The sequence below is a fragment of the Sphingobium sp. B1D7B genome, from assembly GCF_025961965.1.
GTDB lineage: Bacteria > Pseudomonadota > Alphaproteobacteria > Sphingomonadales > Sphingomonadaceae > Sphingobium.
The window spans coordinates 287,233-309,977 of the sequence record NZ_JAOQOR010000001.1 but is presented as its reverse complement, the minus strand read 5'-3'; the positions used below and the strand labels follow the sequence as shown (position 1 = coordinate 309,977).

17 protein-coding genes are annotated in these 22,745 nt (G+C 58.2%); 12 read left to right on the top strand and 5 right to left on the bottom strand.

Translation table 11 applies throughout. The annotated features are described in order from the left end of the window. The first annotated feature begins 3 nt into the window (after positions 1-3). The 7 genes from M2336_RS01450 to M2336_RS01420 all read left to right on the top strand — a co-directional run bounded on the left by M2336_RS01450 (position 4) and on the right by M2336_RS01420 (position 10,337). Positions 4-798 (top strand): ABC transporter permease, encoded by a 795-nt coding sequence (locus M2336_RS01450; protein ID WP_264573659.1) that lies wholly within the window; start codon positions 4-6, stop codon positions 796-798. Continuing rightward, positions 795-1,457 (top strand): ABC transporter ATP-binding protein, encoded by a 663-nt coding sequence (locus M2336_RS01445; RefSeq protein ID WP_264573658.1) that lies wholly within the window; start codon positions 795-797, stop codon positions 1,455-1,457. The genes M2336_RS01450 and M2336_RS01445 overlap by 4 nt, the downstream gene beginning before the upstream one ends. A 592-nt stretch (positions 1,458-2,049) precedes the next feature. Next, complete coding sequence (locus M2336_RS01440; RefSeq protein WP_264592510.1) at positions 2,050-3,174, top strand: glycosyltransferase family 4 protein; 1,125 nt, start codon at positions 2,050-2,052, stop codon at positions 3,172-3,174. Positions 3,175-3,198: 24 nt separating this feature from the next. Further along, entirely contained in the window at positions 3,199-5,646 is a 2,448-nt protein-coding gene (locus M2336_RS01435; protein ID WP_264573656.1) for an FkbM family methyltransferase, read from the top strand. An 11-nt stretch (positions 5,647-5,657) separates the two neighbouring features. Further along, the gene (locus M2336_RS01430; protein WP_264573655.1) at positions 5,658-7,037 is read left to right on the top strand and encodes a nucleotide sugar dehydrogenase; all 1,380 of its coding nucleotides are present in this window, start codon (positions 5,658-5,660) and stop codon (positions 7,035-7,037) included. Positions 7,038-7,041: 4 nt separating this feature from the next. Continuing rightward, positions 7,042-8,007 (top strand): NAD-dependent epimerase/dehydratase family protein, encoded by a 966-nt coding sequence (locus M2336_RS01425; protein WP_264573654.1) that lies wholly within the window; start codon positions 7,042-7,044, stop codon positions 8,005-8,007. A 20-nt stretch (positions 8,008-8,027) separates the two neighbouring features. Continuing rightward, a complete protein-coding gene (locus tag M2336_RS01420) occupies positions 8,028-10,337 on the top strand; it encodes a glycosyltransferase family 4 protein (protein WP_264573653.1) in 2,310 nt (769 codons plus the stop codon). A gap of 127 nt (positions 10,338-10,464) precedes the next feature. Here the strand turns inward: M2336_RS01420 and M2336_RS01415 are convergent. Next, positions 10,465-11,231 (bottom strand): IS5 family transposase gene (locus M2336_RS01415; protein WP_264573652.1). Its coding sequence is split into 2 segments (ribosomal slippage): positions 10,465-10,919 and positions 10,919-11,231, totalling 768 coding nucleotides; the frame shifts between segments, so codons are not numbered across the junction. 92 nt (positions 11,232-11,323) lie between these two features. Here M2336_RS01415 and M2336_RS01410 point away from each other — a divergent pair. The 3 genes from M2336_RS01410 (at position 11,324) to M2336_RS01400 (ending at position 13,329) form a co-directional block, all read left to right on the top strand. Further along, positions 11,324-11,515, top strand: a complete 192-nt coding sequence (locus M2336_RS01410; RefSeq protein WP_264573651.1) for a hypothetical protein — start codon at positions 11,324-11,326, stop codon at positions 11,513-11,515. 278 nt (positions 11,516-11,793) lie between these two features. Beyond that, the gene (locus M2336_RS01405; RefSeq protein ID WP_264573650.1) at positions 11,794-12,846 is read left to right on the top strand and encodes an FkbM family methyltransferase; all 1,053 of its coding nucleotides are present in this window, start codon (positions 11,794-11,796) and stop codon (positions 12,844-12,846) included. Between the two features lie 315 nt (positions 12,847-13,161). Then, positions 13,162-13,329, top strand: a complete 168-nt coding sequence (locus M2336_RS01400; protein ID WP_264573649.1) for a hypothetical protein — start codon at positions 13,162-13,164, stop codon at positions 13,327-13,329. Positions 13,330-13,465: 136 nt separating this feature from the next. Here M2336_RS01400 and M2336_RS01395 read toward each other — a convergent pair whose 3' ends face one another. The 4 genes from M2336_RS01395 to M2336_RS01380 all read right to left on the bottom strand — a co-directional run bounded on the left by M2336_RS01395 (position 13,466) and on the right by M2336_RS01380 (position 18,730). Then, a complete protein-coding gene (locus tag M2336_RS01395) occupies positions 13,466-14,242 on the bottom strand; it encodes a helix-turn-helix transcriptional regulator (protein ID WP_264573648.1) in 777 nt (258 codons plus the stop codon). A 24-nt stretch (positions 14,243-14,266) separates the two neighbouring features. Further along, positions 14,267-15,436, bottom strand: coding sequence for an MFS transporter (locus M2336_RS01390; RefSeq protein ID WP_264592509.1), 1,170 nt, complete (start codon positions 15,434-15,436; stop codon positions 14,267-14,269). A 68-nt stretch (positions 15,437-15,504) separates the two neighbouring features. After that, the gene (locus M2336_RS01385) at positions 15,505-17,742 is read right to left on the bottom strand and encodes a TonB-dependent receptor (protein ID WP_264573646.1); all 2,238 of its coding nucleotides are present in this window, start codon (positions 17,740-17,742) and stop codon (positions 15,505-15,507) included. 85 nt (positions 17,743-17,827) lie between these two features. After that, positions 17,828-18,730 carry a 3-keto-5-aminohexanoate cleavage protein gene (locus tag M2336_RS01380; protein WP_264573645.1) on the bottom strand — a complete coding sequence of 301 codons (903 nt, stop codon included), beginning with the start codon at positions 18,728-18,730 and terminating at the stop codon, positions 17,828-17,830. Positions 18,731-18,946: 216 nt separating this feature from the next. Here M2336_RS01380 and M2336_RS01375 point away from each other — a divergent pair, with 216 nt between their 5' ends. Beyond that, positions 18,947-19,927, top strand: coding sequence for a MarR family winged helix-turn-helix transcriptional regulator (locus M2336_RS01375; RefSeq protein ID WP_264573644.1), 981 nt, complete (start codon positions 18,947-18,949; stop codon positions 19,925-19,927). Between the two features lie 306 nt (positions 19,928-20,233). Beyond that, positions 20,234-22,675 carry a TonB-dependent receptor gene (locus M2336_RS01370; protein ID WP_264592508.1) on the top strand — a complete coding sequence of 814 codons (2,442 nt, stop codon included), beginning with the start codon at positions 20,234-20,236 and terminating at the stop codon, positions 22,673-22,675. The last annotated feature ends 70 nt before the right edge of the window (positions 22,676-22,745 follow it).

The window sequence follows — 22,745 nt, the reverse complement described above, 5'->3', positions numbered from 1 at the left end:
AACATGAGTAGCTTGCTCCCCCCCCTCCGGCGAAGTGCGGCAGTTCAAGGCCGCGTGATCTACGCGCTGTTGATGCGCGAGATTCTGACGAGATATGGTCGCCACAATATCGGGTTTCTGTGGCTGTTTGCCGAGCCGATGCTTTTCACCACCGGCGTTACGATCCTGTGGACGTTGGCGAAATCGGTACATGGTTCGTCGTTACCGATTGTTGCTTTTGCATTGACAGGATATTCGAGCGTCCTCCTGTGGCGCAACATGCCCACTCGCTGCATTGGAGCCATCGAGCCTAACTTAGCCCTGATGTATCACCGCAACGTTCGAGTGATCGATGTCTTTTTAGCCCGCCTTTTGCTCGAGGCGGGTGGCGCGACGATTTCATTTGTCACACTCAGCCTGTTTTACATTTACATCGGCTGGCTGGAACCGCCTGACAACGTGCTTACGGTCATTCAAGGATGGCTGTTGATTGCGTGGTTCGGAGCGGGCTTGGGCATGCTGTTGGGTGCGCTGGCAGAGAAGAGCGATATCGTTGAAAGACTTTGGCACCCGGTGTCATATATCGCTTTTCCACTTTCTGGCGCCGCCTTCATGGTTGATGCGCTCCCGCAAGCAGCGCAGCACTATATCCTCTACGTACCCATGGTGAATGGTGTCGAACTGGTGCGGGAAGGATATTTCGGGAACCAAGTCCGGGCTCACTACGACCTTCCCTACCTGGTTGCGTGCTGTCTGGTAATTTCGCTGTTAGCTCTCGCACAGGTTGCAGTCGTTAATCGTGAGGTCACACCGGAATGATCGTCGTTGACCGCGTCAGCAAATCCTACCCCACCCGTTCTGGATGTCGCGTCATATTAGACGACGTTTCCTTCACGCTCGACCGCGGCGAGAAATTAGGCATTTTGGGTCGTAACGGCGCGGGCAAATCAACCCTAATTCGCCTTGTGAGCGCTGCGGAACGCCCTACTTTAGGCACGATCACGCAGACGATGTCGGTGTCCTGGCCGCTTGCCTTTGGCGGCGCATTTCAAGGCAGCCTCACGGGACTGGATAACATTCGATTCATAAGCCGTATATACAACCAAAATTATCACGATAATCTTCAGTTTGTTTCTGACTTCACCGAGCTCGGTGTTTATTTACGAGAGCCGGTCCGTTCGTATTCTCAAGGCATGAGAGCCCGTCTCGCATTTGCAATATCAATGATCATCGAATTTGAGTGCTATTTGATAGACGAGATCACAGCGGTCGGCGATGCGCGTTTTCACGAACGCTGCGAAGCTGAGCTTTTTCATAAACGAGGCGATCGTGCTATGTTGATTATTTCACATGATGTCGAGTATGTACGAAGGCACTGCCAGCGCTTCGCTGTCCTCAATGAAGGAAAGCTAATTTTCTACAATGACTTCGAACAGGCTTACGAAGCCCACAGCCAAAACCTTCACCTGCATAGCTGAAAGCTAAGCTAATTGCGCCCAGAGCTTCAAGTTTGGCAGTATCTAAACTGATTATTTTCGCCGCAGCCACTCCCGCAGATAACGATGGACATCAAGCATGCTAGATGGCTAGAATTTCTTTCGGATTAGCCTGCAATAGGGCGGCAGGTAGAGTATCATAACAAGGTTTATGCAGCTGTAATTTAAGTTATAGTTTATGGGAGAGGGGCGCACGGTAGGCTGCCGCTTATGTCGACTTACGTGAGTGTTCATCTGCTTGACTAGCGCCGTTGGCATGGGCAGGATGAAAGCGGCTGCGATTTTGAAATATGTTCGGCCTTTTAGTATTGTCAAAGAAGGAAGAGGTTATACGGTTGGTCTATCATGACTTGTCGCGAAGCTTTTCTTTTATGTTTAGCAGTTGCTCGCTTCCCACTGATGGCCATTGCGACGACAGCGGCACAATAGCAGGCGTTTCGCATTCAACATGACCGTCTCACTTCGCGCATTTCTGGACTTGCTTCCCTATCGGCTCGACCAGGCCCTCTTGACGGCAAGTCGGCGGCAGGCCCGAGTAGCACGCCGCCGCTCACGCACTGCATCAGCGCCAAACATGCCAGCTATTCCGCCGCGACGCCTGTTTGTAGACGTTTCGGTGATCAGCAGGTTCGATGCAGGGACTGGTATTCAGCGCGTCGTACGGTCTTTGGCGCTGGAACTGATTGCCGAAGCCCGCGCCCAAGGTTGGGAATTGCAGTTCGTCGCGGCGACAAGGCGCCGGGCCTTTCATCGAATAGCTTGGTCAAAGGACGACTGCCTCACCCAGCCTGATGCAGTAGAAGGACGGTCAGGCGACGTTTTCGTTGGACTGGATTATGCGCTGGATGCGGTGCGCTGGCATAGAGGACAATTAGCGGCTTTGAGACGAAACGGCGTTAAATTTTGGTTCTTGGTGCACGATCTGCTGCCGTTGGAAAGGCCTGATTGGTTCGGCGCTAATACGATAGTTCGCTACAAGGCCTGGCTCGAAATCATTGCTGGCGTGGGAGATGGCTTTTTGTGCAATTCCGGCCAGACCGAGGCGCACCTGTGCGAGGTCCTGAGACGAGATTACGGACTGACTGGCGGTTACGCGACGAAAGTTTTGTCGATGGGGTACTCGATTAAGCAACCAGATAGTCCAGACGCTGCTGACACCGCGCTTCACCGATCGAACCTCTCGGCGCCCTACTTCCTGATGGTAGGAACTCTTGAGCCGCGCAAAGGGCACGCTGACATTCTCTCTGCTTTCGATAGGCTGTGGGCCGAAGGTTTGCCCGACGCGCTTGTATTTGTCGGACGGAAGGGTTGGCAGGTGGATGAACTGAGTAATTTCATCAAAAGTCATCCGTTGAACGGGAAGAAGCTGTTTTGGTTCGATGATGTGAGCGATCGTGAATTGGCGGCTATATACGCGCAAAGCCACGGCTCGATCGTGGCTTCCTATGCCGAAGGCTTCGGATTACCTTTGATTGAAGCGCTAGGCTATGGCACGCCCGTACTCGCTCGGGATCTTCCCGTGTTTCGATCGCACGAGGAAAACGGCGTCCACTACTTCCCCGCTGATGCTGATACTTCCACGCTCTCGCGGGCCGTGAAGAAATGGATTGAGCGAGTGCATGCTGCTGACATCGAGATTATCCGACCTGAGACATCTTGGAGCGATTCTACCCGTCAACTACTTGAAGCAATAAAATAGAATGTGGAGAGGGCGGAGCGCCTGATGATGAAATCCTATGCGCAGAATTTTGAGGACGTGCTTCTTTGGAGAGCGCTGAGGGAGGTGCCGCACGGCTTCTATGTCGATCTCGGAGCGCAGCACCCCGTTCTCGATTCTGTGAGTTGCTGGTTCTACCAACAGGGGTGGCGGGGCGTTCACGTCGAGCCAGTGCCCTTTTATGCGGAATTGTTGCGGCAACACCGCCCGGACGAGGACGTGATAGAATCCGTTATCTCCGACGAAGCGGGAGACCATGTCATTTATGTGTTTCCCGATACGGGTCTCTCTACGATGTCGATCCAGATCGCGGAGACGCACAAAGCGCAGTTAAAACGTGAGTGGGAAGAACGGGTCGTATCTTCAATCACCTTGGCTGACTTATTCGCGGCCAATGGAAATCGCGAGGTGCACTGGCTAAAAGTAGATGTAGAGGGGCATGAGCGAGCCGCCTTGTCAAGTTGGGGTAACAACGCGGTGCGACCCTGGATCGTGCTGGTGGAAGCCACCTTTCCGAACTCGCAGATCGAAACGCACGACGAATGGGAGACCCTCTTAACGTCGCGAGGCTATCGCTTTGTGTACGCCGATGGACTCAACCGGTATTATTTGCACGAAAGGCATGAAGATCTTCGAGACCGTTTTCGTTATCCACCAAATTACTTCGATCAATTCTCTCTCGGGGAGCACTGGGCCACCTATGAACTTCGCAATGACAACCGTCAGGCGCTCCAGGAGGCTGAGGACAAGCGGAGATGGGCGGAAGAGGAACGCGCACAGGCTCTGGCGGGGTCCGATGAGCGCGATGCGAACCTGTCTGCGTCCATCACCGGTCATGTGAATGAAAAGCTGACGGAACTGGAGACGCGAGTAACCCATGGGCACGAAGCCCTGGAAGCACGTCTGTCTGGGTGTCAGAACGACATGCGTGCGGAATTTTCGCAGCTCCTTGCGCAAGGCGGACAATTGAAAGCCTTGGTCGAGGGCATCCAAGCCGATGTCGTCAGCTGCGATAAAGTTTTACGCAGAACTGAGGAGACCTGGCGTTCGGCATGGTCGCAAATGGACCTGGACCGCCGGTTTCTATTCGGCCAGATTGGTGAGCTCGCAACAGATTTGAAGTGTTTGGAGCAGTCACTGCGGATCACACAATCCAGCCGCTGGCAAGCGCTGCGGACGCTGCTGAAACCCCGGAAAGCAGGCTTGCTGGCGGGCACCGAAAAGCATAGTAAGCCTCCTCTTCTAGGGCAAATAGAAATCCCGGATAACCCGCATGCACAACCCGCACGAGGGCCTGACAGCTTGAGCAAACATACAGATATTCGGGTCCAGACTTTGGGTGAGCTGTTTTCTTTGCCGCCAGCGGAATTCATCAGGGTGTCCTACCGCATTCTGCTTGACCGAGATGCTGACCAAGGAGGGCTGTCGCATTATCTGAGCCGCATGGGGTTGGGCGACAGCCGGGATACTATCCATCGCAGCATTCTGAATAGCAAGGAGTATCGCAAGCGCGCTGCCTGTGCGGACTTGCTGGAACTTGATGATGAAGCCTTCATCGAGGCTGCGTATCGCCGTCTTCTTGGGCGCGCCGCGGATGAAGGAGGGCGCGCGCATTATCTTGCGCAACTCCGCATTGGCAAAGCGCGCGCTGGCGTTCTTAAGAGTTTGGCTCGATCAACCGAAGCGAGGGCGGTTTCACAACCTTCAGTTCGCTTGCGACAAGAGATCGAAAAGTCGACGCGTCGACGCTGGCCTGGGCTGTCCTCAAATAGGTCAGCCAAGCGCTTATTGCAGCTGGATTTCAGGCTCTCTACAGCCATTGACCGGCTTGAGGGGGAGGTCCAGCGGCAATTAGGTGATCTCCGGGCCAGCATGGGCCAGCGCAGTCACCATCCGTCGAGCGAGCCTGTCAATGATGTTGCGCTCCGGCTGGCGCGTCCGCGTTGGGTTCCTCGCGACTTCCGCATGAGAGCTAGGTCTCCAGTCGGAGCGAGCGAAGATCGCGCGGAGTTGACACACGCAGATTATCGGGACCTAGCCGAGCGCATGAGACGAGGGGCTGGCTTTGGTCAGTTCCGGAACAGCCGGGAGGGGCAGCAGTTTAACGATTATTTCGAGGGAGATTACGAGCCGGAGGATCACGGCGGCGACATGGTCCGCTGGGTCCGTGAAGAGGCCACGATCTATTTGCGCGCCACCGGTTCGCGGCTGAACATCGAGGCTGCCGGCTTCTTTGAAGATCGTTCCGTGCTGATCTTTTTGGACAGTGTAGTCGTGGGTAAGCTGGACTTCACGAAGGAGAGATCTGTCGAAGGTTTGTCAGTCACCGACTGGGTTGGCGAGGACGTCGTTATCCGCTTGAAGTGTTCGGGCTTTTTTAACCCCGCAGCAGCAGGTGTCAGTTCCGACACGCGCGATTTAGGTCTGCTAATCCGCGCGATTTATTTTGATTGAAAGGCCCCTCAATGAAGGTTTTGTTTTTCGGGCTGGGCAGGATCGGCCTCCCTCAGAGTTTGGTTTTTGCTGAGGCAGGGCATCAGGTTTATGGTTTCGATGCCGACCCTGCAGTTATTGACAACCTCGTGGCTGGCGAGCTCCCGTTCGACGAGCCAGGCATGGGCGAATTGCTTGCGAAGCACAACGGCATCGGCTTCAAGCCCGTCAAGGACTGGACGGCGGTTCTGTCCGAGATCGACGCCGTTCTGTTCACCTTGGGCACGAAAGCTCCTGATGCAGTAAGTTGCCTACAGGAGACTACCGGCGACATATCGCCCGTTGAAAACATTCTTTCTGAACTGTTGACTCACCCGGATGTGCGCAAGGGCATCCTGCTTGTGTTCCGTACGACCCTGTTCCTCGGCAGTACGGAACGCCTTAAGGCGTTTGTGGAGACAAAGCTCAACGTCCGCGAAGGCGAGGACTGTTATATGTCGTTCGTGCCTGAGCGCCTTGTCGAAGGACAAGCGATCACCGAGGAAGAACACCTTCCCAAGATCCTTAGCGGTTTTTCGGATCGTGGCGTCGAACTTGTTTCGGAACTGTTCAAGCCAATCGGCGGAAAGCAGGTTATCGTGTCGTCTCCAACAACGGCAGAGTTCTGCAAGCTGACCGACAATAGCTATCGCAACACCATGTTTGCTTTTGCCAACGAATTGGCCATGTGGTCGTCTCAGCGCGGCGTGGATGCCAACGAAGTGATCAACGCGATCAACGCAGATTATGACCGCAACAATGTTCCAAAGCCGGGATTCGTGTCGGGCTATTGCTTAGGCAAAGACCCGTATATTTTTGAATATGGCTTTAACGGGGCAGGAATCGGGCGCGATTTCCAGTCCCTTTGGTATTATGGGCGGCGGACCAACGATGCCCTTGTGCGCTTTGCCGTCGAACGGGTTTTGCAAGGTCTTGCGCGCGTGGGCAAAGATCGCTCATCCGCGAAGGTTGCCGTTTTGGGGCTTTCCTTCAAGGAAGATATTGACGATTTTCGAATGTCCCACGCATTCGATCTGATCGATGGTCTGGCCGATGCTGGTATAAGCAGAATTCTGGGTTTCGATCCGCTACTCGAGAAGAATAAGTACACGCGGATTCCTGAGAAATATGGGGATAATCGCTTCGAGTGGACAGGTGGGTTGGCGCCTGAAATGTTCGCCGATGTCGACGCCGTGTTGATTGCGCACCGTCATGAGATTTTGCGCACACAGTCCGCCGAGACACTCGCCGTACTTCTCCAACATGCCCCCCGCCCCTTAGTCCTGTTTGACGGCTGGAATGTCTGGCGCCCCGCGCAGGCGATCGAGGGGATCCATTACGAAGGTCTCGGTTTCGCACCGGCAGGAGTGTAATCACATGAAGCATGTCATGGTAACCGGTGCCGCAGGATTTCTGGGTTCGTTTCTGACTGAGGAACTCCTTCGCCGTGGCTACGCGGTCACGGGCGTAGACAATCTGTTCCGGGGCCGGAAAGAAAATCTGATCGTCGCACGACAGAATCCGAATTTCCGCTTTGAGCAAATTGATCTGACGGACGATGACGCCGCTGATCGTATCCGAACGATGTTGCAAGAAGACGGTACGGAAGCGGTCTTCCACCTTGCCGCCATTAACGGCACCGAATACTTCTACGATGCTTCGTGGATGGTGCTCGACGTCAACGTCTCAACCACTCAGACAATGATCGAGGCAGTCGAGGGGACGAAGGTTGGCTATCTCTGCTACACCTCCAGTTCGGAAGTGTACGGCGATCCCATGATCATACCGACCCCCGAGACGCACCCGGTTCTCCTCAACGCTCAGGCAGATCGCGACTCCTACGCCTCAAGCAAGGCGATGGGTGACTTCTACGTCCGTATTGGTGCGCAAAAGCTGGGGATCGAAGCGCTCGCGGTCCGCGTTTTCAACCAATACGGTCCCCGGATGGTCGGCACCAAATATGGCCAGGTGATCGGAGAGTTTGTAAAACGCGGCCTTACCGAACCCGAATTCACGATGATTGGGGACGGCTCTCACACACGCAGCTTCTGCTTGGTAACGGATGGCGCACGCATACTCGTCGATCTGCTCGAGAAGCGCGTCACCGGCTTCATCAACTTAGGCAATGATATTGAGATTTCGATCCTCGAGTTGGCTATGCGCATTCACGCGAAGCTAGGTCGCGAATTCAATCCAGTGTTCCTCCGGGAACGACCGCACGACCATCGGCGCCGCTGCCCAGATCTTACTCGGCTCAAGGAATGCCTGCCGGATCTGGAACTTACCGATCTGGACACAGGCCTCGACATCACCATCAAATGGTTCCGTGAGGCCGCACAATAATGTCGCTCAGGGGAAGGACCGTGGTCATCACGACGCCGGCCTGGGCGCATGGCGACGGCGTCGGTCATGACATCGACGGTATGGCTCGATCCCTCTTGAGCGCGGGTTGCAAGGTCATCGTGCATGCGCAACATTACAGCCCGGTGTTTGAAAGCTGGCGCGTGGACAGAAGCTACGTCCGCGATCTCCTCGAAGAGCCGGCGACGGTGCTCATCCACCATCACTCGATAGGATGTGAAGAAAACGAGACACTGCTTAGGTCAGCGCGATCGCGCATCCGGATCATGCGCTATCATAACGTAACGCCGCCAGAATTCTTCGAAGGGTACAGCGATGACTGGGTGCGCAGTTGTGAAGGCGGGCGGCGCATCACACCGGACCTCGTGCGCTACTGCACCGATTTTTCCGTGCCGAGCCTCTACGATGCTCGTGACCTGGTCCATGCTGGTGCGCCGGTGGATCGGATCACCTACTGCCCGTACTTCCATAAGCTGGAGGATTTCGATCGGGTAACCCCCACATCATCTGTGCTGGACAGACTTCGGCAGGACGAACGATTCCACGTCCTGTTCCTAGGACGCCGTGTAAACAACAAGGGGCACCTCCACCTCATTCGCACGATCGCGGCCTATGTCCGCGAGTACGATAACCGGATCGTCCTGCACCTTGTCGGCTCTTCGGACCAAAACTTGAAGCGCTACGACGACGAGATCCGAGCGGAAATCAGCGCGCATGCGCTTGAACAAAACGTTATTCTCTATGACAAATTGCCTTTTGCTGACATCGTCGCTTTCTACAAAGGTTGCGACGCCTTTCTCTGCATGAGCGAGCATGAGGGTTTCTGCATTCCGGTCATTGAAGCTGAATATTGTGGATTGCCCGTGCTGGCGCATTATCGGCGCGGAGTCCCGGAAGCATTAGGACCGACACAACCCTGGTTCACGTCGCTCAATTATGCCGACTATGCTCGCGTTTTGCGACGGATCAGGGTGGAACCTGGTTACGCGCGCAGTCTTGGTGAAGCCGGCGCTGCCTCGGTGCGCGAGCGCTTCGACATCGCAGCGATCCAGGCGCGCTTCCTCGAATGGACCGAGGATCTGGTTCTTGCTGATCGGAAGGGGGCTGCGGCACTTCCCATGGCTGCGCCGTCGCCACGGCGTAAGATCGCGTTCATCGTACAGCGTTTCGGCCGCGACGTCGCGGGTGGCGCAGAGGCATTTGCGCGCATGTACGCGGAGCGGCTTGCGGAGTTCTTTGACATCACGGTCCTGACGACGACGTCCAAGACCTTGGATTGGGACAGCGATCTCGCGGTGGGTAGCCAAAAGGACATAGAGAAATTTGAGATTCTCAGATTTCCCCCGCATCATCGGCGTAATCTGGAACAATGGGATGCGGCGAGCGCGCAAGCTTTCGCGGGCGAGATCTCATACGAAGAGTGGCAATTTTATCATGGTCCGCATGTCCCCGAGCTGCGTGATTATTTGGATCATTACGCAGAAGATTTCGACCTTATAGTCAACTGGACCTATATGTTTGCTACTTCAACATATGCCCCAAAAGTCCGGGGCCGTGTTCCGCTCGTAAATGTTCCTTTTTTCCATGACGAGATGTGGCTATATATGCAGGGCTGTGGCGCCAATGCGTTGCAATATGATGCCAACATCTACCAGACCCAGGCTGAAAAAGATCTTGCAGCCCGCGCGATCCTGGGGATCGATCGCAAGAACTCGATTGTCTTAGGCGCTGGCGTGCAGGAAGCGGTGCTTGACGAAATCCGCAGCGCTAATACATGCTCGCCACTTGCTGACCCTTATATAGTCTATGTTGGCCGCATAGAAAAGCCAAAGGGCATTCCTGATTTGCTGGAACAATTCAGGAAATATAAAGAGCAATCTGGCTCAAGCGTGAAGCTGGTCATTATCGGACGGCCGCACGGAATGGAGATTGAGGCGGATGACGACATCATTCTGCCAGGGTTTGTTTCGGAAGAGGAGAAAGCAACCTACATCAAGCACGCCCTGTGCCTAATCAATCCATCTCATTTTGAGAGTTTTTCGCTCGTTTTGGTAGAATCCTGGTCCCTGGGTCGGCCCGTGATGGTCACAGGGGCATGTGCGGCGACAACAGGACAGGTTGAGCGTTCCGGCGGAGGCTTCGTCTACCGCAACTATCGGGAATTTGCCTGGAGCTTGGACACTCTCGAAAAAGATAAGGATCTTGGCGATCGCCTCGGCGCCAACGGTTCCGCTTTTTATGAGACCAACTATCGCTGGTCGAGGCTGGTGCCTAAGCTTCGGTCGTTTTTCGACAGCGTTATAGCCGGGTGATCGGGTTCGATTGGCGACCCGCTTGATGAAGGGACAAGCCGATGCGGAAAATCTTCGCACTACCGCGGTAGTGCCATGGGATAAGGCTCAAGGCCCCGAGCGCGGTCTTGAGCTCCCACTTTGGCAACTAGGCTGTAGACTCATTAACACGCAGCCAGATCCGTATTGAGGCGAGTTGGACCATGGCGAGGAAGTTAGCGGCGAGCTTGTCATAGCGGGTAGCCACCCTGCGGAAGTGCTTCAGCTTGGAGAAGAACCGTTCGATCAGGTTGCGCTCGCGGTAGAGCCTCTTGCTGAAGCAGGGTTTCCATTTCCGGTTGGATTTGGCCGGGATATTCGGCGTGGCTCCTTGCTCTTCGATCAGTGCGCGAATGCGGTCGGCATCGTAAGCCTTGTCGGCCAGCACGATCATATGCGGACCAAGATGATTGAGCAGCGTGTCAGCGACCTGCCCGTCATGCGCCTGTCCAGCGGTCAGACCGAGCCTGATCGGGAGCCCTTGCGCATCGACGACTGCGTGGATTTTGGCCGTGAGTCCGCCTTGGGAGCGACCGAGACAATGATCTCGATCCCCCTTTTTGCCGTCGCGGCCTGCTGATGGGCGCGAACGGAGGTGCTGTCGATCATCTGGATGTCGCCTTCATGGGCAGCGGTGATCGCGTCCATCATCCTGTCCCAGACGCCCGCCTTCCGCCATCGCACAAAGCGGTTGTAGCAGGTCTTGCGCGGCCCATAGCGCTCGGGCAGATCGCGCCATGGCGCACCGGACCGCAGCACCCAGAAGATTCCGTTCAGCACGCGGCGGTCATCGACGCGCGGAACACCTCTCGGCTTGTTGGGCAACAGCGGTTCGATCACGCCCCACTCGAAGTCGGTCAGATCATATCGGCTCATGCCGAGCGTGAATCAGAAACTGGCTTGAGATGGAAGCATGAACCGCTCTTAGCAACATTGCCCGCCATCGTTAGGCTTGATAGCCTGACCACATGTGGACGTTTTATCTCTGGAATTTTGCGGCTCTTGCGGCCGCCATTTACTGCATAGCCAAGGCGGTCATCGACCTCAGTGCCCGGCGGTACGCTTGGGGGATCGTCGGCCTGGCAAGTGCGGCGGTCTTCCTGCTCACCCCAATCCAAACTCATGCAGTAAAGGTCGACCTGCCCGCAGCCGCAAATTAAGCGCTAGGCAAATTTATGAGTTCACGGCCTAGCGCTAATCATGAATGAAATTTTATTAGATAATGTACATAGTAACTTCGCTGTTAATTTTGGGATTTTCTTTGTAATGTTAGACTGGGCACGGAAGGCCATAAAACTTGACGTTGTTGGGAGAACTAAGCGGGGTGGACAAATTTGGCGGATTGACATTTTCGACAGCGACTGCTGCATTGTCGATCGTTGTGGCCTACCCATACCCCTGAAAAGCGTAGGGACTGAAATTTAATGGGAATAAATTTATGCAGTCTGACGTAATCGTTAACAAGGCAATCGTGGTCGATCTGTATCGATCGATATTGGGCCGCTCCCCGGAAAGCGAAGAAGTCATTGTTGAGCATGCCTCGAAAGGTAGCGTGGAGAGAATTGCGAGAGATCTTCTATCCAGCCCCGAGTATATTGCACGTCAAACATACAGCTTCACGAATCATGACTTAATCGGCGGCGGGGAGATATTGGCCAGACACTCAAAAAAGGATCGCTCGTTCCGACCGGGCTACATCACTAATTTCATGGGTGTGGATACCGACATTCGCTATTGCGGTTGGACGACTGAGCGCGTTGAAGATGACATGCCTGTGCCCGGAAATTTCCATGCCAGCGCAGTCGAGTGGGCAGCGGCTCTGCGAGCTGTCGACTTGTCGCGGGACAGCTTCACGGTCATTGAGCTTGGTGCTGGATGGGGCTGCTGGATGGTCAACACTGCGTATGCGGCTAAGAGATTGGGACGGACGGTCTTAGCGCTCGGCGTCGAGGGCGACGAAAGCCATGTCTCATGGATCAAGTCGCATGGCGCGATTAATGGATTAACGGAGAATGAAGTGCGGATAGATCGCTCCGTCGCTTGGGGAAAAAATGGCTTCGCGATCTTTCCACGCTCCGAAGATTCGGCCAACTCATATGGGCAGGAGCCGCGCTATTTTCCTACCGAGACGGAGGCGAGGACGTTCGCATCGGTTGAGCCTGACGCCTTTGATGTCCTTGAGGCTAAGACTCTCGAGACCATTGCAGCTGGCCTTGACCGGGTTGATCTACTGCATGTCGATATTCAGGGCGGCGAAGCGGCGCTAGTTCGCGAGTCTCTTGATTTTCTCGGAGACAAAGTCGCCTACATTGTCGTCGGCACACATGGCCGCGATATCGAGGGCGACCTCATTATGACCTTGCGCAATCGAGGATGGATTCTCGAGATCGAAGAGCCCTGCACATTGCCATTACCTCTTCATGGCGGAGGAACTCCATACGCTGATGGCCTTCAAGGCTGGCGCAATCCACAACTTCTGCCGCTTGAGTAAACGTGGCGCAGTTGCGGAAGCTGTAGATCAGTTTTGGACATCACAGTGTTGCCGACGTTTGTTTGATGGTCCTATCGACGATCGCAAGACCTTCCGCCCGTGCTTCGATCGTAAAGGGGCAGCACTTCGGCCATGCACGAGAGTGGCGAGTCACTTGCGGCGCAAATAATGTTTTCGGGCTTTAAATGGCGGTGCCTAAAACCGATTAATGCGCGGAATACATACGGAGCAAATAAAAAATGTGCGCGCCCCTTTTCGGGCTTTTCTTTAAACCATTGACTGTTCGGGGAGAATTGGTGGGCGCACTAGGCGGGCGTGGACAAATTTGAGCCAGTATCCGGTGATCGCGATACGGACCATACCGCAGAACCTTTTGGCCAGTCGTTCGAATCCCATCGCGATGGCGCGATGGCCCTTAAGGTGACCGAACATGCGCTCGGTTATGCGCGATCTTCACGTGGCGGTTTGATCGGCTGGAAATGACGGCCTCGATATTCCGTCGGGCAAGGTCGGAGCGGATTGCTTCGGTGTTGTAGCCCTCGTTTCAAGATTCAGCGCGCGATAAAAAGACGTCCGCGTAATTCTCCGCCAGCCTTTCGCAGCGCCTTTCCTCACCAGATCAGTGCGCTGCCAGCGCACACAATTCCGGCACGCTGCTGATCCCCAGTCGCTGGTAGGCACGCTTGCGGTAGGTCATGACGCTCGTTTTCGCGATACCCAGATCCAGCGCCGTTGCCTCGACCGACATGCCGGCGGTCGCCCGGGCGCAGACTTGTCGCTCGCGCCGGGTTAGATTGGGGAAGAGGTGCCGCAGTCGGCTTTCGATGTGCTGGACGGAGGAGAAGCAGGAAAGGGTGCGCCGTCGATTGAGGGGCAGCATCGGCAGCGCTAGGCGGGCGAGGCCGACCAGTGCATCCAACTCGCCGTCCGTAAAGAGGCCGGTGGAGCGATGGCGCGCGACATTGATGACGCGCCAGGCCTGTGGTCCGCGCTGGATGATCGATACGCGCTCAACGATACCGGCCTGATCGAAGAAGCGCCTGCGGAACTCATCGGAGCTGATGTCCGGCGGCCGGATGCGCTGGATGGCGAGGTCGCTCACGCACGGCGCTGCGCTATAGGCGTCGCAAACCGGGTCGATATTGTGATAATGCTGGCTATAGGCCGGCAGCATTGCTTTCACGCGTGGTTCGCCGAAGAAATATTGCAGGTCGCTGGTTTCTCTGCCCGTCGCCTCGAACAGGTAAATTCTGCGCGCGCCACCGGTGACGGTCATGACCGAATCATGGACGGCAGTGCCGAACTGGTCGGTCCCGGCGGTTTCCAGCAAGCGTTCATAGATGGCACCCATGGAGACGGGGGCGCGCCATTCCTCGATCTTGCGGATGTAGGACATTCAGCTCTCCTGCCGCCTCTGGGATTATAGCCCCTCAGTCGCGACTCCACGCCTCTTGAACACCTTCATGGCCGTCAACGCAATCGCTGCCGCGATAGCCGGCACCGCAAAGGAGGCCAGAATGGTGGTCTCCGCAATGCCCGCCTCAAGCTGCGCGCCAATCAGCACCGGCGCCGCGACCGTCCCGATGCGGCCGACGCTCTTGGCCCATCCGATGCCAGTCGATCGCAGGTGCGGTGGGTAGAAGCTGGCGAGGATGACATTTACGCCGCCATAAGCGCCGAGGGCAAAGAAGCCGCAGGCTGCCAGAACGAGTTGAAGGACCAAGGCCGAGGACGCGCCCACAATCTGGCCGGCCACGAAGAAGAACGCTGCGGCGATGAGCAGGGACGAGACGAGAACGCGACAGGCGCCGTAACGGTCGATCAAAAGCCCCATGCATAGCGCCGCAGCGATGCCGCCGAAGGAAAAGATGGAGAGCGCCATGGCTGCGAAGGCCGGCGCATAGCCGAGCCGGACGAGCAGAACCGGCAGCCACGAGCTGAGGCAGTAGCTGATGGTCAGCATGGTAATAAAGACGAGCCACAGCATCAGCGTGCCCAGCCGATAGTTGGGCGCCAGAAGGTTCAAGGGGTTGGCCCTGGGTTGGGGTGCGTGGCTTTGCGGTGCCACATCCTCGGCGTCCCGCAGAACCAGGATGGTGATGACGGATGTCGCGAGGCAGAGCAGTCCCACCGCGCCCATCGCCACGCGCCAGCCGCCTAGTCCGGTAAAGGCGATGGCGACGATGCCCGCAATGGTGGCGCCGAGGCCGTAGCCGGTGAACAGGAAGGTGATCGCCAGGCCGCGGCGTTGAACGGGGGCGGCTGCGGTGACAATTGCAAGGCAACTCGGCAGACAGCCACCCAACAGGACGCCGGTTATCAGCCGCATCCAGAACAATTGCTCGGCGCTGTTCGCGAGACCCGTCAAGGCTTGAGCGGCGCCAAAGCCGGCGAGGGTCAGCCCCACCGTCCACCGGTCGCCAAACCTCGCGGCCAGCGGAGGAAACGCAATCAGGCCGATGCACTGGCCGATCAGGTTGGCCGAGAAGATCGGGCCGAGATCAGCATCACCAAGGCCAAGCATCGGCGCGAATTCGGGAGCGAGCGGGCCCATGATCGTGTGGACCAGCCCGTCCAGAAAATAGACCATCGCACAGATCGACACAATCAGAAGCGTCGAGGCTTTCGCGCCTGGCGGTGGGAGTGATGCGGGTGAAATCAGAAGGTTCCCGACAGTCGCACGCCATAGGTCCGCGGCGGGCGCAGCGACGTCGCGACCACACCAATGGTCGAATAGGCCGGGTTTGGCGCCACATTGTTGACGACGACGTCATCCTCGATGTTGTTGACGAATGCGCTGATGCTCATCCCCTTGCCCTCGAACGCATAGGTCAGAACTGCATCCGTCCGGGTCGATCCGCCAACGCGCGTTTCCGGCGTGTAGGCCAGATCCAGCTCGCGCGGCCCCTCATAGCGGCTGAAGATGTTCGCGATGATGTGGTCGCCCGATCCGAGCGTAAAGCTTTGTTCCAGCGAGGCGGCGACCACCCACTCCGGCGACTTGAGCGCGCGAAGTCCGCTGCAATCGACCGTGGTGCCGGCGGTGCGGCATTGTGAGGTCGGGCCGGGGGTCGAAACCGAATTATAGACGAGCTTTTTCACCCGCGCATCCAGCCACTGGGCCTGCAGCCCGATCCGGGTGGTCGGGGTGACCAGCAGTTCTGCTTCGGCTTCTACGCCCTTGGTGCGAACCTGGCCGATATTCTCCGTCACCAGAACCACGGCCGGGGGAATGAGCTTCACATAGCCAAGCTGCTGGTCCTTATAGTCCAGCAGGAATGCCTCCACATTGAATTGCAGGCGGTTGTCGAGGAAGCGGTTCTTCGTGCCGATGGTATAGGCGGTAACCTTTTCCGGCTCGAAGCTGTTGGCGCCCGGCGGGCCGAGGAAGAAGCCGCCCGCTTTGAAACCGGTGCCGACATTGGCGTAGACCAGCGAGCGCGGTCCCGCGTCAAACTCGAGGCCGGCACGCCATGTGACGGCTTCAAACGTCAGCGATCGGTCGACGACAAATGCCGGCGCGCCGACCGGGACGAGCGGAATGACCGGGTCGGGCCCGGGGGCATTGCGAATGGTGTACCGCTCGCTGTCGCTGGTCTTGCGCTCCCAGGTGTAGCGCAGTCCCCCGGTCACGCGGAATGCGGGCACGATCGCAAAGGTCAATTGGCCGAAGCCGGCGGCGGTCTTGCCCGATGTGTCGATGATCTGATCGCTGTAGGTGAGGGCGGCCGCGCTTTCCGTGTTCGAGCGGGCGGTGACATGCGTGTCGAGATAATAGGCCCCGATCAGCCAGCCAAAGCGATTGCCCGATGGCGAGGCGAACCGCGCTTCCATGGAGATCTGCTCGGGCTGCTGCTGCTCGATGATCTGGAAGCCGGTCTGCGCGCTGTTGTAGCTCAGCCTGGATGTCCGATAAGCGGGGATCAGCGTCAGCGTGCCGGCATCGGTCTCGACATTCACATTGGCGAGCAGCCCATAATAGTCGCTGTCGATGAACGAATTGTCGGTCTGCCGCGCGAGTGGGGCAAATGCCGCATCCTGCTGGGATAGGCTGGTGCGTGGGTCGCCGAAATAGCAGATGTCCGGTCCGCAGCGCTTGCGCACGGTCGATCCGCCGCCGCGGCCGCCCTGATGGGTATAATCTCCGACGATGTCGATGGTGACGGCGCTGCTCGGCTGGAGCCGATAGGAGAGTCGGACGGCCTGACCGCGCTCATCGTCGAGCCCGTCCGAGAAGAAGCCATCGCGTTGCAGGATTTGGAATGCGGCGCGGAAGGCGCTGGTCTCGCCGACCGGGAGGTTGACAGCGCCGGACGCGGCAACCCGCGCATAATTGCCGACTTCAAAATTGAGTTGCGCGCCACGCTCACCGATGCGGGCGTGCTGCGGCAGGATGTTGATGGCGCCGCCCGTCGCGTTGCGGCCATATAATGTACCCTGCGGGCCTTTGAGCACCTCGACGCGCTCAAGATCATAGAACAGGCCCTGCACCGCCGTGGGGCTGGCAAGATATACGCCTGAGAAATTGACGGCGATGGCCGGGTCGGAGAAGGCGTTGCCGCCAAAGTTGCTGACGCCCCGGACCGTCAGGACGGTATAGGGTCCGGTTCCTGCCGTGACCTGCAGCGCAGGAGCCACCTGGGTCAGCGCCGCTGCGGTGGTCACGCCTCGCGTCGTCAGATTTTCGCCGGAAAGGACGGTGACGGAGACGGCCGCGCGCTGCAGATTCTCTTCCCGCCGCTGCGCCGTGACGACGATATCCTCAAGCCCTGCCGCAGCGTCCTGCCGCGCGGACGACACAACCGCCCGATCGGCAGTGCCGGTTTGCGCGTGCGCGAGTGCGGGCATGATGCTCAGGGCTGTGCCCGATAACAGCGCGATTAGCCGGCTCGACATACAATCTCCCTTTGTTTCTGTTTATTCTTGTGACGTAGCGGCTCTGCGGGCCGAAATATGTCCTTCATCCGAAGGACAGGCGGCCTCATGATTTGAGGCCGAACCTTGCCCGGGCTTCCTCGACCGTCGCGGGCTTTGCGCCATAGAGCGCCGCGATCTGCGTCGCGGCGCGCACCATGTCGGTATTGTCCCGCGCTATGGAGCCGTCCGGCATGTACAGGCTGTCTTCCAGGCCGACGCGCACGAGATCGCACCCCATGGCGATGCCCAGCGTGACGAAGCGGAACATGTCCTGCCCGGTGGCGGTGACGCCGACGATGGCTTTGGGGAAAAGTCGCAGGCCCTCATCGATCGAGAAGATCACATTGCGAGCGATCGCCGGTGTTGCCCCGAAGCCGCCGCCGTGGAGCAGCCACATATTTTCACGATCGCGATCGAAAATGCCCTCATTGGCATAGCGCAGCAGGCGATGGAGGGCGCTGGCTTCCACCACCTCATATTCAAGTGCCGAGCCGCGTTCATAGACCGCCTTGATCGTGCTCTTGAGCAGTTCGGGCGAATTCACATAGGGCGTTTCGCCCGGATAATTGCCGCCCGGATTGTAGAAATCCGCCGAGCCGGCGGCGATGCCGAACAAGTCCTGCGACGGCTCGATGGCGAGGATACCGAGCCGCTCCTTGTCCGATGGCCAGTGCAATTGCCCGGTCATTTTGTCCCGGCGAACGCCAATGCCGTTGGTGGTCTGCACAAGGATCGGCGAGCGGGCGCGAATTTCGCGGATTGCCTCGGCATAGATCGCGGGATCACCGCTGTTCATGCCATCGGGGCCGCGTGCGTGGAAATGGACCATCGCCGCGCCCGCCTCATAGCAACGCGCGGCCGCTTCGCCGATCTCGACCGGCTGCTTGGGCACCACCGCTCCATCGCGGTCCTGCTGCATTCCGCCGTTGATCGCGACTGTAATTATGACCTTGTTGTCAGCCAGCATTCCGCTCTTCTCCAGATGATGTCTGGAGCAATATGGAAGCGCCGCCGCGCCGTCTGTCCTTCGGATGAAGGACAGCATCGGGGCAATGAGCCAGGTCCAAGCAGCACGTTTCGCAGCAAGCTGGTGACCAGTTCGCTACCGCAGTGTCCCGCCCTGATCTCCCTGCGCTCGCGATTTCCGGTTGGCTTTGGCGCGTTTCATTGCATAACGCGCATCATGTCGCGAGAACCGGAATTATCCGCTGGCAAGGCGCCCGAGCGCACGCCTTTTGGCAGGCTGATCAACAGTCTTCTGGCGACCGCGCAGATGTCCAGCGCGCGGCAGATCGATGCCGAGCTGGATCTGGCCAATCTCGATCGGCGGTTGCTGTCCTTGATCGGTCGACGTGGCAAGGTGACCTTCACGCAGATTGCGCGCCTCTCGGGCATTCAGCGCGCGCAGATCAGTCGGTCGCTGGCACACCTGACCGCCACGGGCCTCGTGCACCGTCCCGACGTGCGCTCCAAGGCGGAATTTACCGAGAAGGGCCGGGCGGTCTACGAGGAGATCCTCGCGGTTGCCATTGCTCGCAATGTGGAGGTCTGCGGCGGGCTCGACGCGCCGACGCGGGACTTTTTCATCCGTGCGACCCGCTTCATGATCGACGAGGCAGCGGCGATGCTCGACGCTGAGATCCAGCTGTCCGGCGGGACGCAGGAGCCGGGGGCCGAGCGCAAGTCGGAAAGGCGGCCCAATGAGCGGAACGAGCCGGGCATTGCCGATGCGCGCGTCCATGTGATGGTTCTGCCGCCATTGACGACGCTGGCCTCCTATCTCAACCGCACCGCCACCCTGCTGGCCAAGCGGGTCGGAGCGATTTCGTCTTTCGAAGCGGATATGCTGATGCTGATCGGCAAGAACGAGCCGATGACCCAGCTCAGCCTGACGCGCACGACGGGCGCCAGCAAGAGCCAGATCGTGCGTGCGTTGACGCGCATCGAGAGCATTGGGCTGGTCAACCGCACGAAAGTGCCGGGCCGCCGCGATATCCTGCTCGATCTTTCGGCGGAGGGGCGCGGTTTGTGGCGCCTGCTGACCACGGCAGAGGCTGATCGCGACGCGCGGTTGCTGGGGGTTCTGGAGCCGGGAGAAGAGGCCCGCTATCGCGCCGTCCTCACCTTGCTGATGGAAAATGCCCGCGCGATGGCGCGCGGCTGATCGATCGATCAACCGGTCCCCGGCGATCGTTCGGCGGTATTCAAATCAACAACAGCATTTAGGCAGAAACGCGTCGCGCAAATGTGCGCGACGTGCTGAATCTACTGGAATGCCGCTGGTTTCTGGGGAACTGTCCTGGCTGTTCGAGACCTCGTTAAGCTATCTGCCTGAACGGATGATCCATTTCGTTATCAAAATCAACAAAACTCTTGTGCATCGATAATTGGCCTGCAATACCCATCCATGCTTCGGTCACCGACAAGGTGCGGGGCCGGAAGCCAGAGGTTTCCATCTAGGGGAGGTTACATGCAGATCGTTCGACGGGCGCCCTTGCGGCGCAATGGATTGCTATTGGCTGGCGCCGCGTTGATGGGGGCGGGCGGCGTCTCTCCGGTTTCCGCGCAAGACGTTGATAATGATGATGAGGACAAGACCTCCGTCATTCATGACATCGTCGTCACCGCCGAGCGGCGCGCGATGAACCTGCAGGATACCCCGCTCTCGATCGTCGCCGTGAACGAAGAAATGGTGGAAGCCCGCGGCATCGAGGATCTGGAGGATCTGGCCAACCAGACACCCAATCTTAGCATCGCCCCGCAGCGCGGCGGCAGCACATCCACCCCCTCCTTCACGATCCGCGGCATCGGCGGCGGCGGTGGCGCACTCGGCGAGCGCGGTGTGGGCCTGTATATCGACGGTATCTACATGCCGCGCACTGCCGGCTCGGTTCTCAAAGTGATCGATATCGACCGGATCGAGGTGCTGCGCGGCCCGCAGGGCACGCTGTTCGGCCGCAACTCCACGGGCGGCGCGGTGCGTTACTTCACCAAGCAGCCGCGCCTCGGCGAGACGGAAGGCTATGCGCAGGTGACGGCCGGCAATTATGACCGGGCGGATATCGTCGGCGCGATCAATATCCCCATCGGCGATACGCTGGCCGTGCGCGCGCAGGGCGCCTATCTGCATCAGGGCGGATGGGTGCAGCGCGGCACCGAGAAGAACGGCGCATCGACAGACTATGTCGGGCGCGTGCAGGCGCGCTTCGAGCCGAACGATCGCTTTGAGGCCACATTGGGCTTTCTCTACACCGACTCCCGCGCCAATGGGTCGCCGATCGTCACTGAGGAGCTCGATCTGCGACCGGGGATCGAGCCCGCGCCGGGCTTTGTCGGCATTCAGGGCAATTATGGCGACTGGCTCAATGATGCCTTCAAGTCCGTCGGTCAGGCGCCGATTGCACCTTATAACGATCCGCGCGTAGTAACCGGCGACAAATATCGCCAGCATGACATCTGCCTGCTGGATGATTTCAATCCCGACTTCGGCGAAGAGTGCGTGCAGCGGAACACGTCGGTTTATTGGCAGGCCGATCTGCGCATGTCCTACGAGCTGTCCGACGATGTGACCCTGTCCTCGACCTCCGGCTTGTCGAAGCTCGATTTCAACGGGGTGATCGATTATCAGCAGTTGGGCACGGAAAACCGCAAGCTCGATACCGGGTCGAAGGTTTTCTATCAGGAACTGCAGCTCAACGCAGCGCCGTTCGGTGGTGCGCTCGATGTCGTCGGTGGCCTCAATTATTTCTACGAAAAGTCGGACGAGCAGGGCCTGACCATTACCCGCAAGGGCACCAGCGTCTATCCAAACAGCCCTAACGGCAATGCCGATGGCGGTCTGGTCCGCCGGCAGGATGCCGACACTACGCAGGTGGCCAACTCTTTCGGTGCCTTCGTCAGCGCGACCTGGCACGTGACCGACCGGCTCAATTTCACGGGCGGCCTGCGCTATGCGTATGATCGCAAGCGGATCGAATCGATCGAATATGCCTCGTCGGACTTCACGCCGGCGCCCGGCACAACATCGACCTTCGTGGACAGTTCGCGACATTGGCAACAGGTCGATTATCGCGCGACCATCGATTACAAGATCACGCCGGATATCCTCGCTTATGCGACGATTTCCAAGGCGTACAAGGCAGGCCTCTACAGCTTCTCGATCGCCGACAACATTCCCGGCCCGGCGCAGAGCGGCGACGGCGTGCCGACCGTGCCGCCCGAGACCGTCCGTAACTATGAAGTCGGCCTGCGTATGGCGCTTTTCAACCGGGCGTTCATCGTCAATCCGACCGTCTTCTACATGCAATGGGGCAACCGGCAGTCAGCGCGTCGCGTGACCTGCACGACGGGACCGTCCTGCCCGCTGGGGTTCAACCTTCAGGTTGTCGATGCCGGCGACATCGACGTTTACGGACTGGAATTGGACAGCCGCCTGCGCCTCTCGCGGAACTTCTCGCTCGATGCCAGCGGCTCGCTGACCGGCGTCAAGCTCGATCCGGTGCGTAATGGCGGGCCCTTCCTTTTCCCGGATATCCCGCGCAAGCAATTGAGCCTCGGCGGAACGCTCAACGTGCCAGCCGAGTTCGGCGAGTTCACGGTCAACATGAACTGGAGCTACACCGACGATCAGGCCACGCTGAACCTCGACAACCCAGATTCGAAGTACCAGCTTCCGGCCTATAGCCTCGTCAACGCCCGCGTTCGCTTCATGCCGAAGAACGTGCCGGTGGTGATCTCGGTCTTCGCGAACAATCTGTTCGACAAGACCTACGCGACGGGTGCCACCCGCTTCGGCGGCGCCTATTTCGACAGCTTCACGCCCACCGGCGTCGGCGCGCCGCCGCGCAACATGCTCTCGGTGGTGCGCGGAAAGCCACGCATGATCGGCGCGTCGATCCGTTACGACTTCTGACGGGGGGCGGGTGCCCCGGCACCCGCTAACGACATTGCAGCGGGCGGATCGGGTAATCGATCCGCCCGTT

What these genes read in the sequence shown, in the direction of transcription:
- M2336_RS01450 (WP_264573659.1), top strand. Translation starts at nt 4, where the DNA reads ATGAGTAGCTTGCTCCCCCCCCTCCGGCGAAGTGCGGCAGTTCAAGGC.
- M2336_RS01445 (WP_264573658.1), top strand. Translation starts at nt 795, where the DNA reads ATGATCGTCGTTGACCGCGTCAGCAAATCCTACCCCACCCGTTCTGGA.
- M2336_RS01440 (WP_264592510.1), top strand. Translation starts at nt 2,050, where the DNA reads ATGCCAGCTATTCCGCCGCGACGCCTGTTTGTAGACGTTTCGGTGATC.
- M2336_RS01435 (WP_264573656.1), top strand. Translation starts at nt 3,199, where the DNA reads ATGATGAAATCCTATGCGCAGAATTTTGAGGACGTGCTTCTTTGGAGA.
- M2336_RS01430 (WP_264573655.1), top strand. Translation starts at nt 5,658, where the DNA reads ATGAAGGTTTTGTTTTTCGGGCTGGGCAGGATCGGCCTCCCTCAGAGT.
- M2336_RS01425 (WP_264573654.1), top strand. Translation starts at nt 7,042, where the DNA reads ATGAAGCATGTCATGGTAACCGGTGCCGCAGGATTTCTGGGTTCGTTT.
- M2336_RS01410 (WP_264573651.1), top strand. Translation starts at nt 11,324, where the DNA reads ATGTGGACGTTTTATCTCTGGAATTTTGCGGCTCTTGCGGCCGCCATT.
- M2336_RS01405 (WP_264573650.1), top strand. Translation starts at nt 11,794, where the DNA reads ATGCAGTCTGACGTAATCGTTAACAAGGCAATCGTGGTCGATCTGTAT.
- M2336_RS01395 (WP_264573648.1), bottom strand. Translation starts at nt 14,242, where the DNA reads ATGTCCTACATCCGCAAGATCGAGGAATGGCGCGCCCCCGTCTCCATG.
- M2336_RS01390 (WP_264592509.1), bottom strand. Translation starts at nt 15,436, where the DNA reads ATGGTCTATTTTCTGGACGGGCTGGTCCACACGATCATGGGCCCGCTC.
- M2336_RS01385 (WP_264573646.1), bottom strand. Translation starts at nt 17,742, where the DNA reads ATGTCGAGCCGGCTAATCGCGCTGTTATCGGGCACAGCCCTGAGCATC.
- M2336_RS01380 (WP_264573645.1), bottom strand. Translation starts at nt 18,730, where the DNA reads ATGCTGGCTGACAACAAGGTCATAATTACAGTCGCGATCAACGGCGGA.
- M2336_RS01375 (WP_264573644.1), top strand. Translation starts at nt 18,947, where the DNA reads ATGTCGCGAGAACCGGAATTATCCGCTGGCAAGGCGCCCGAGCGCACG.
- M2336_RS01370 (WP_264592508.1), top strand. Translation starts at nt 20,234, where the DNA reads ATGCAGATCGTTCGACGGGCGCCCTTGCGGCGCAATGGATTGCTATTG.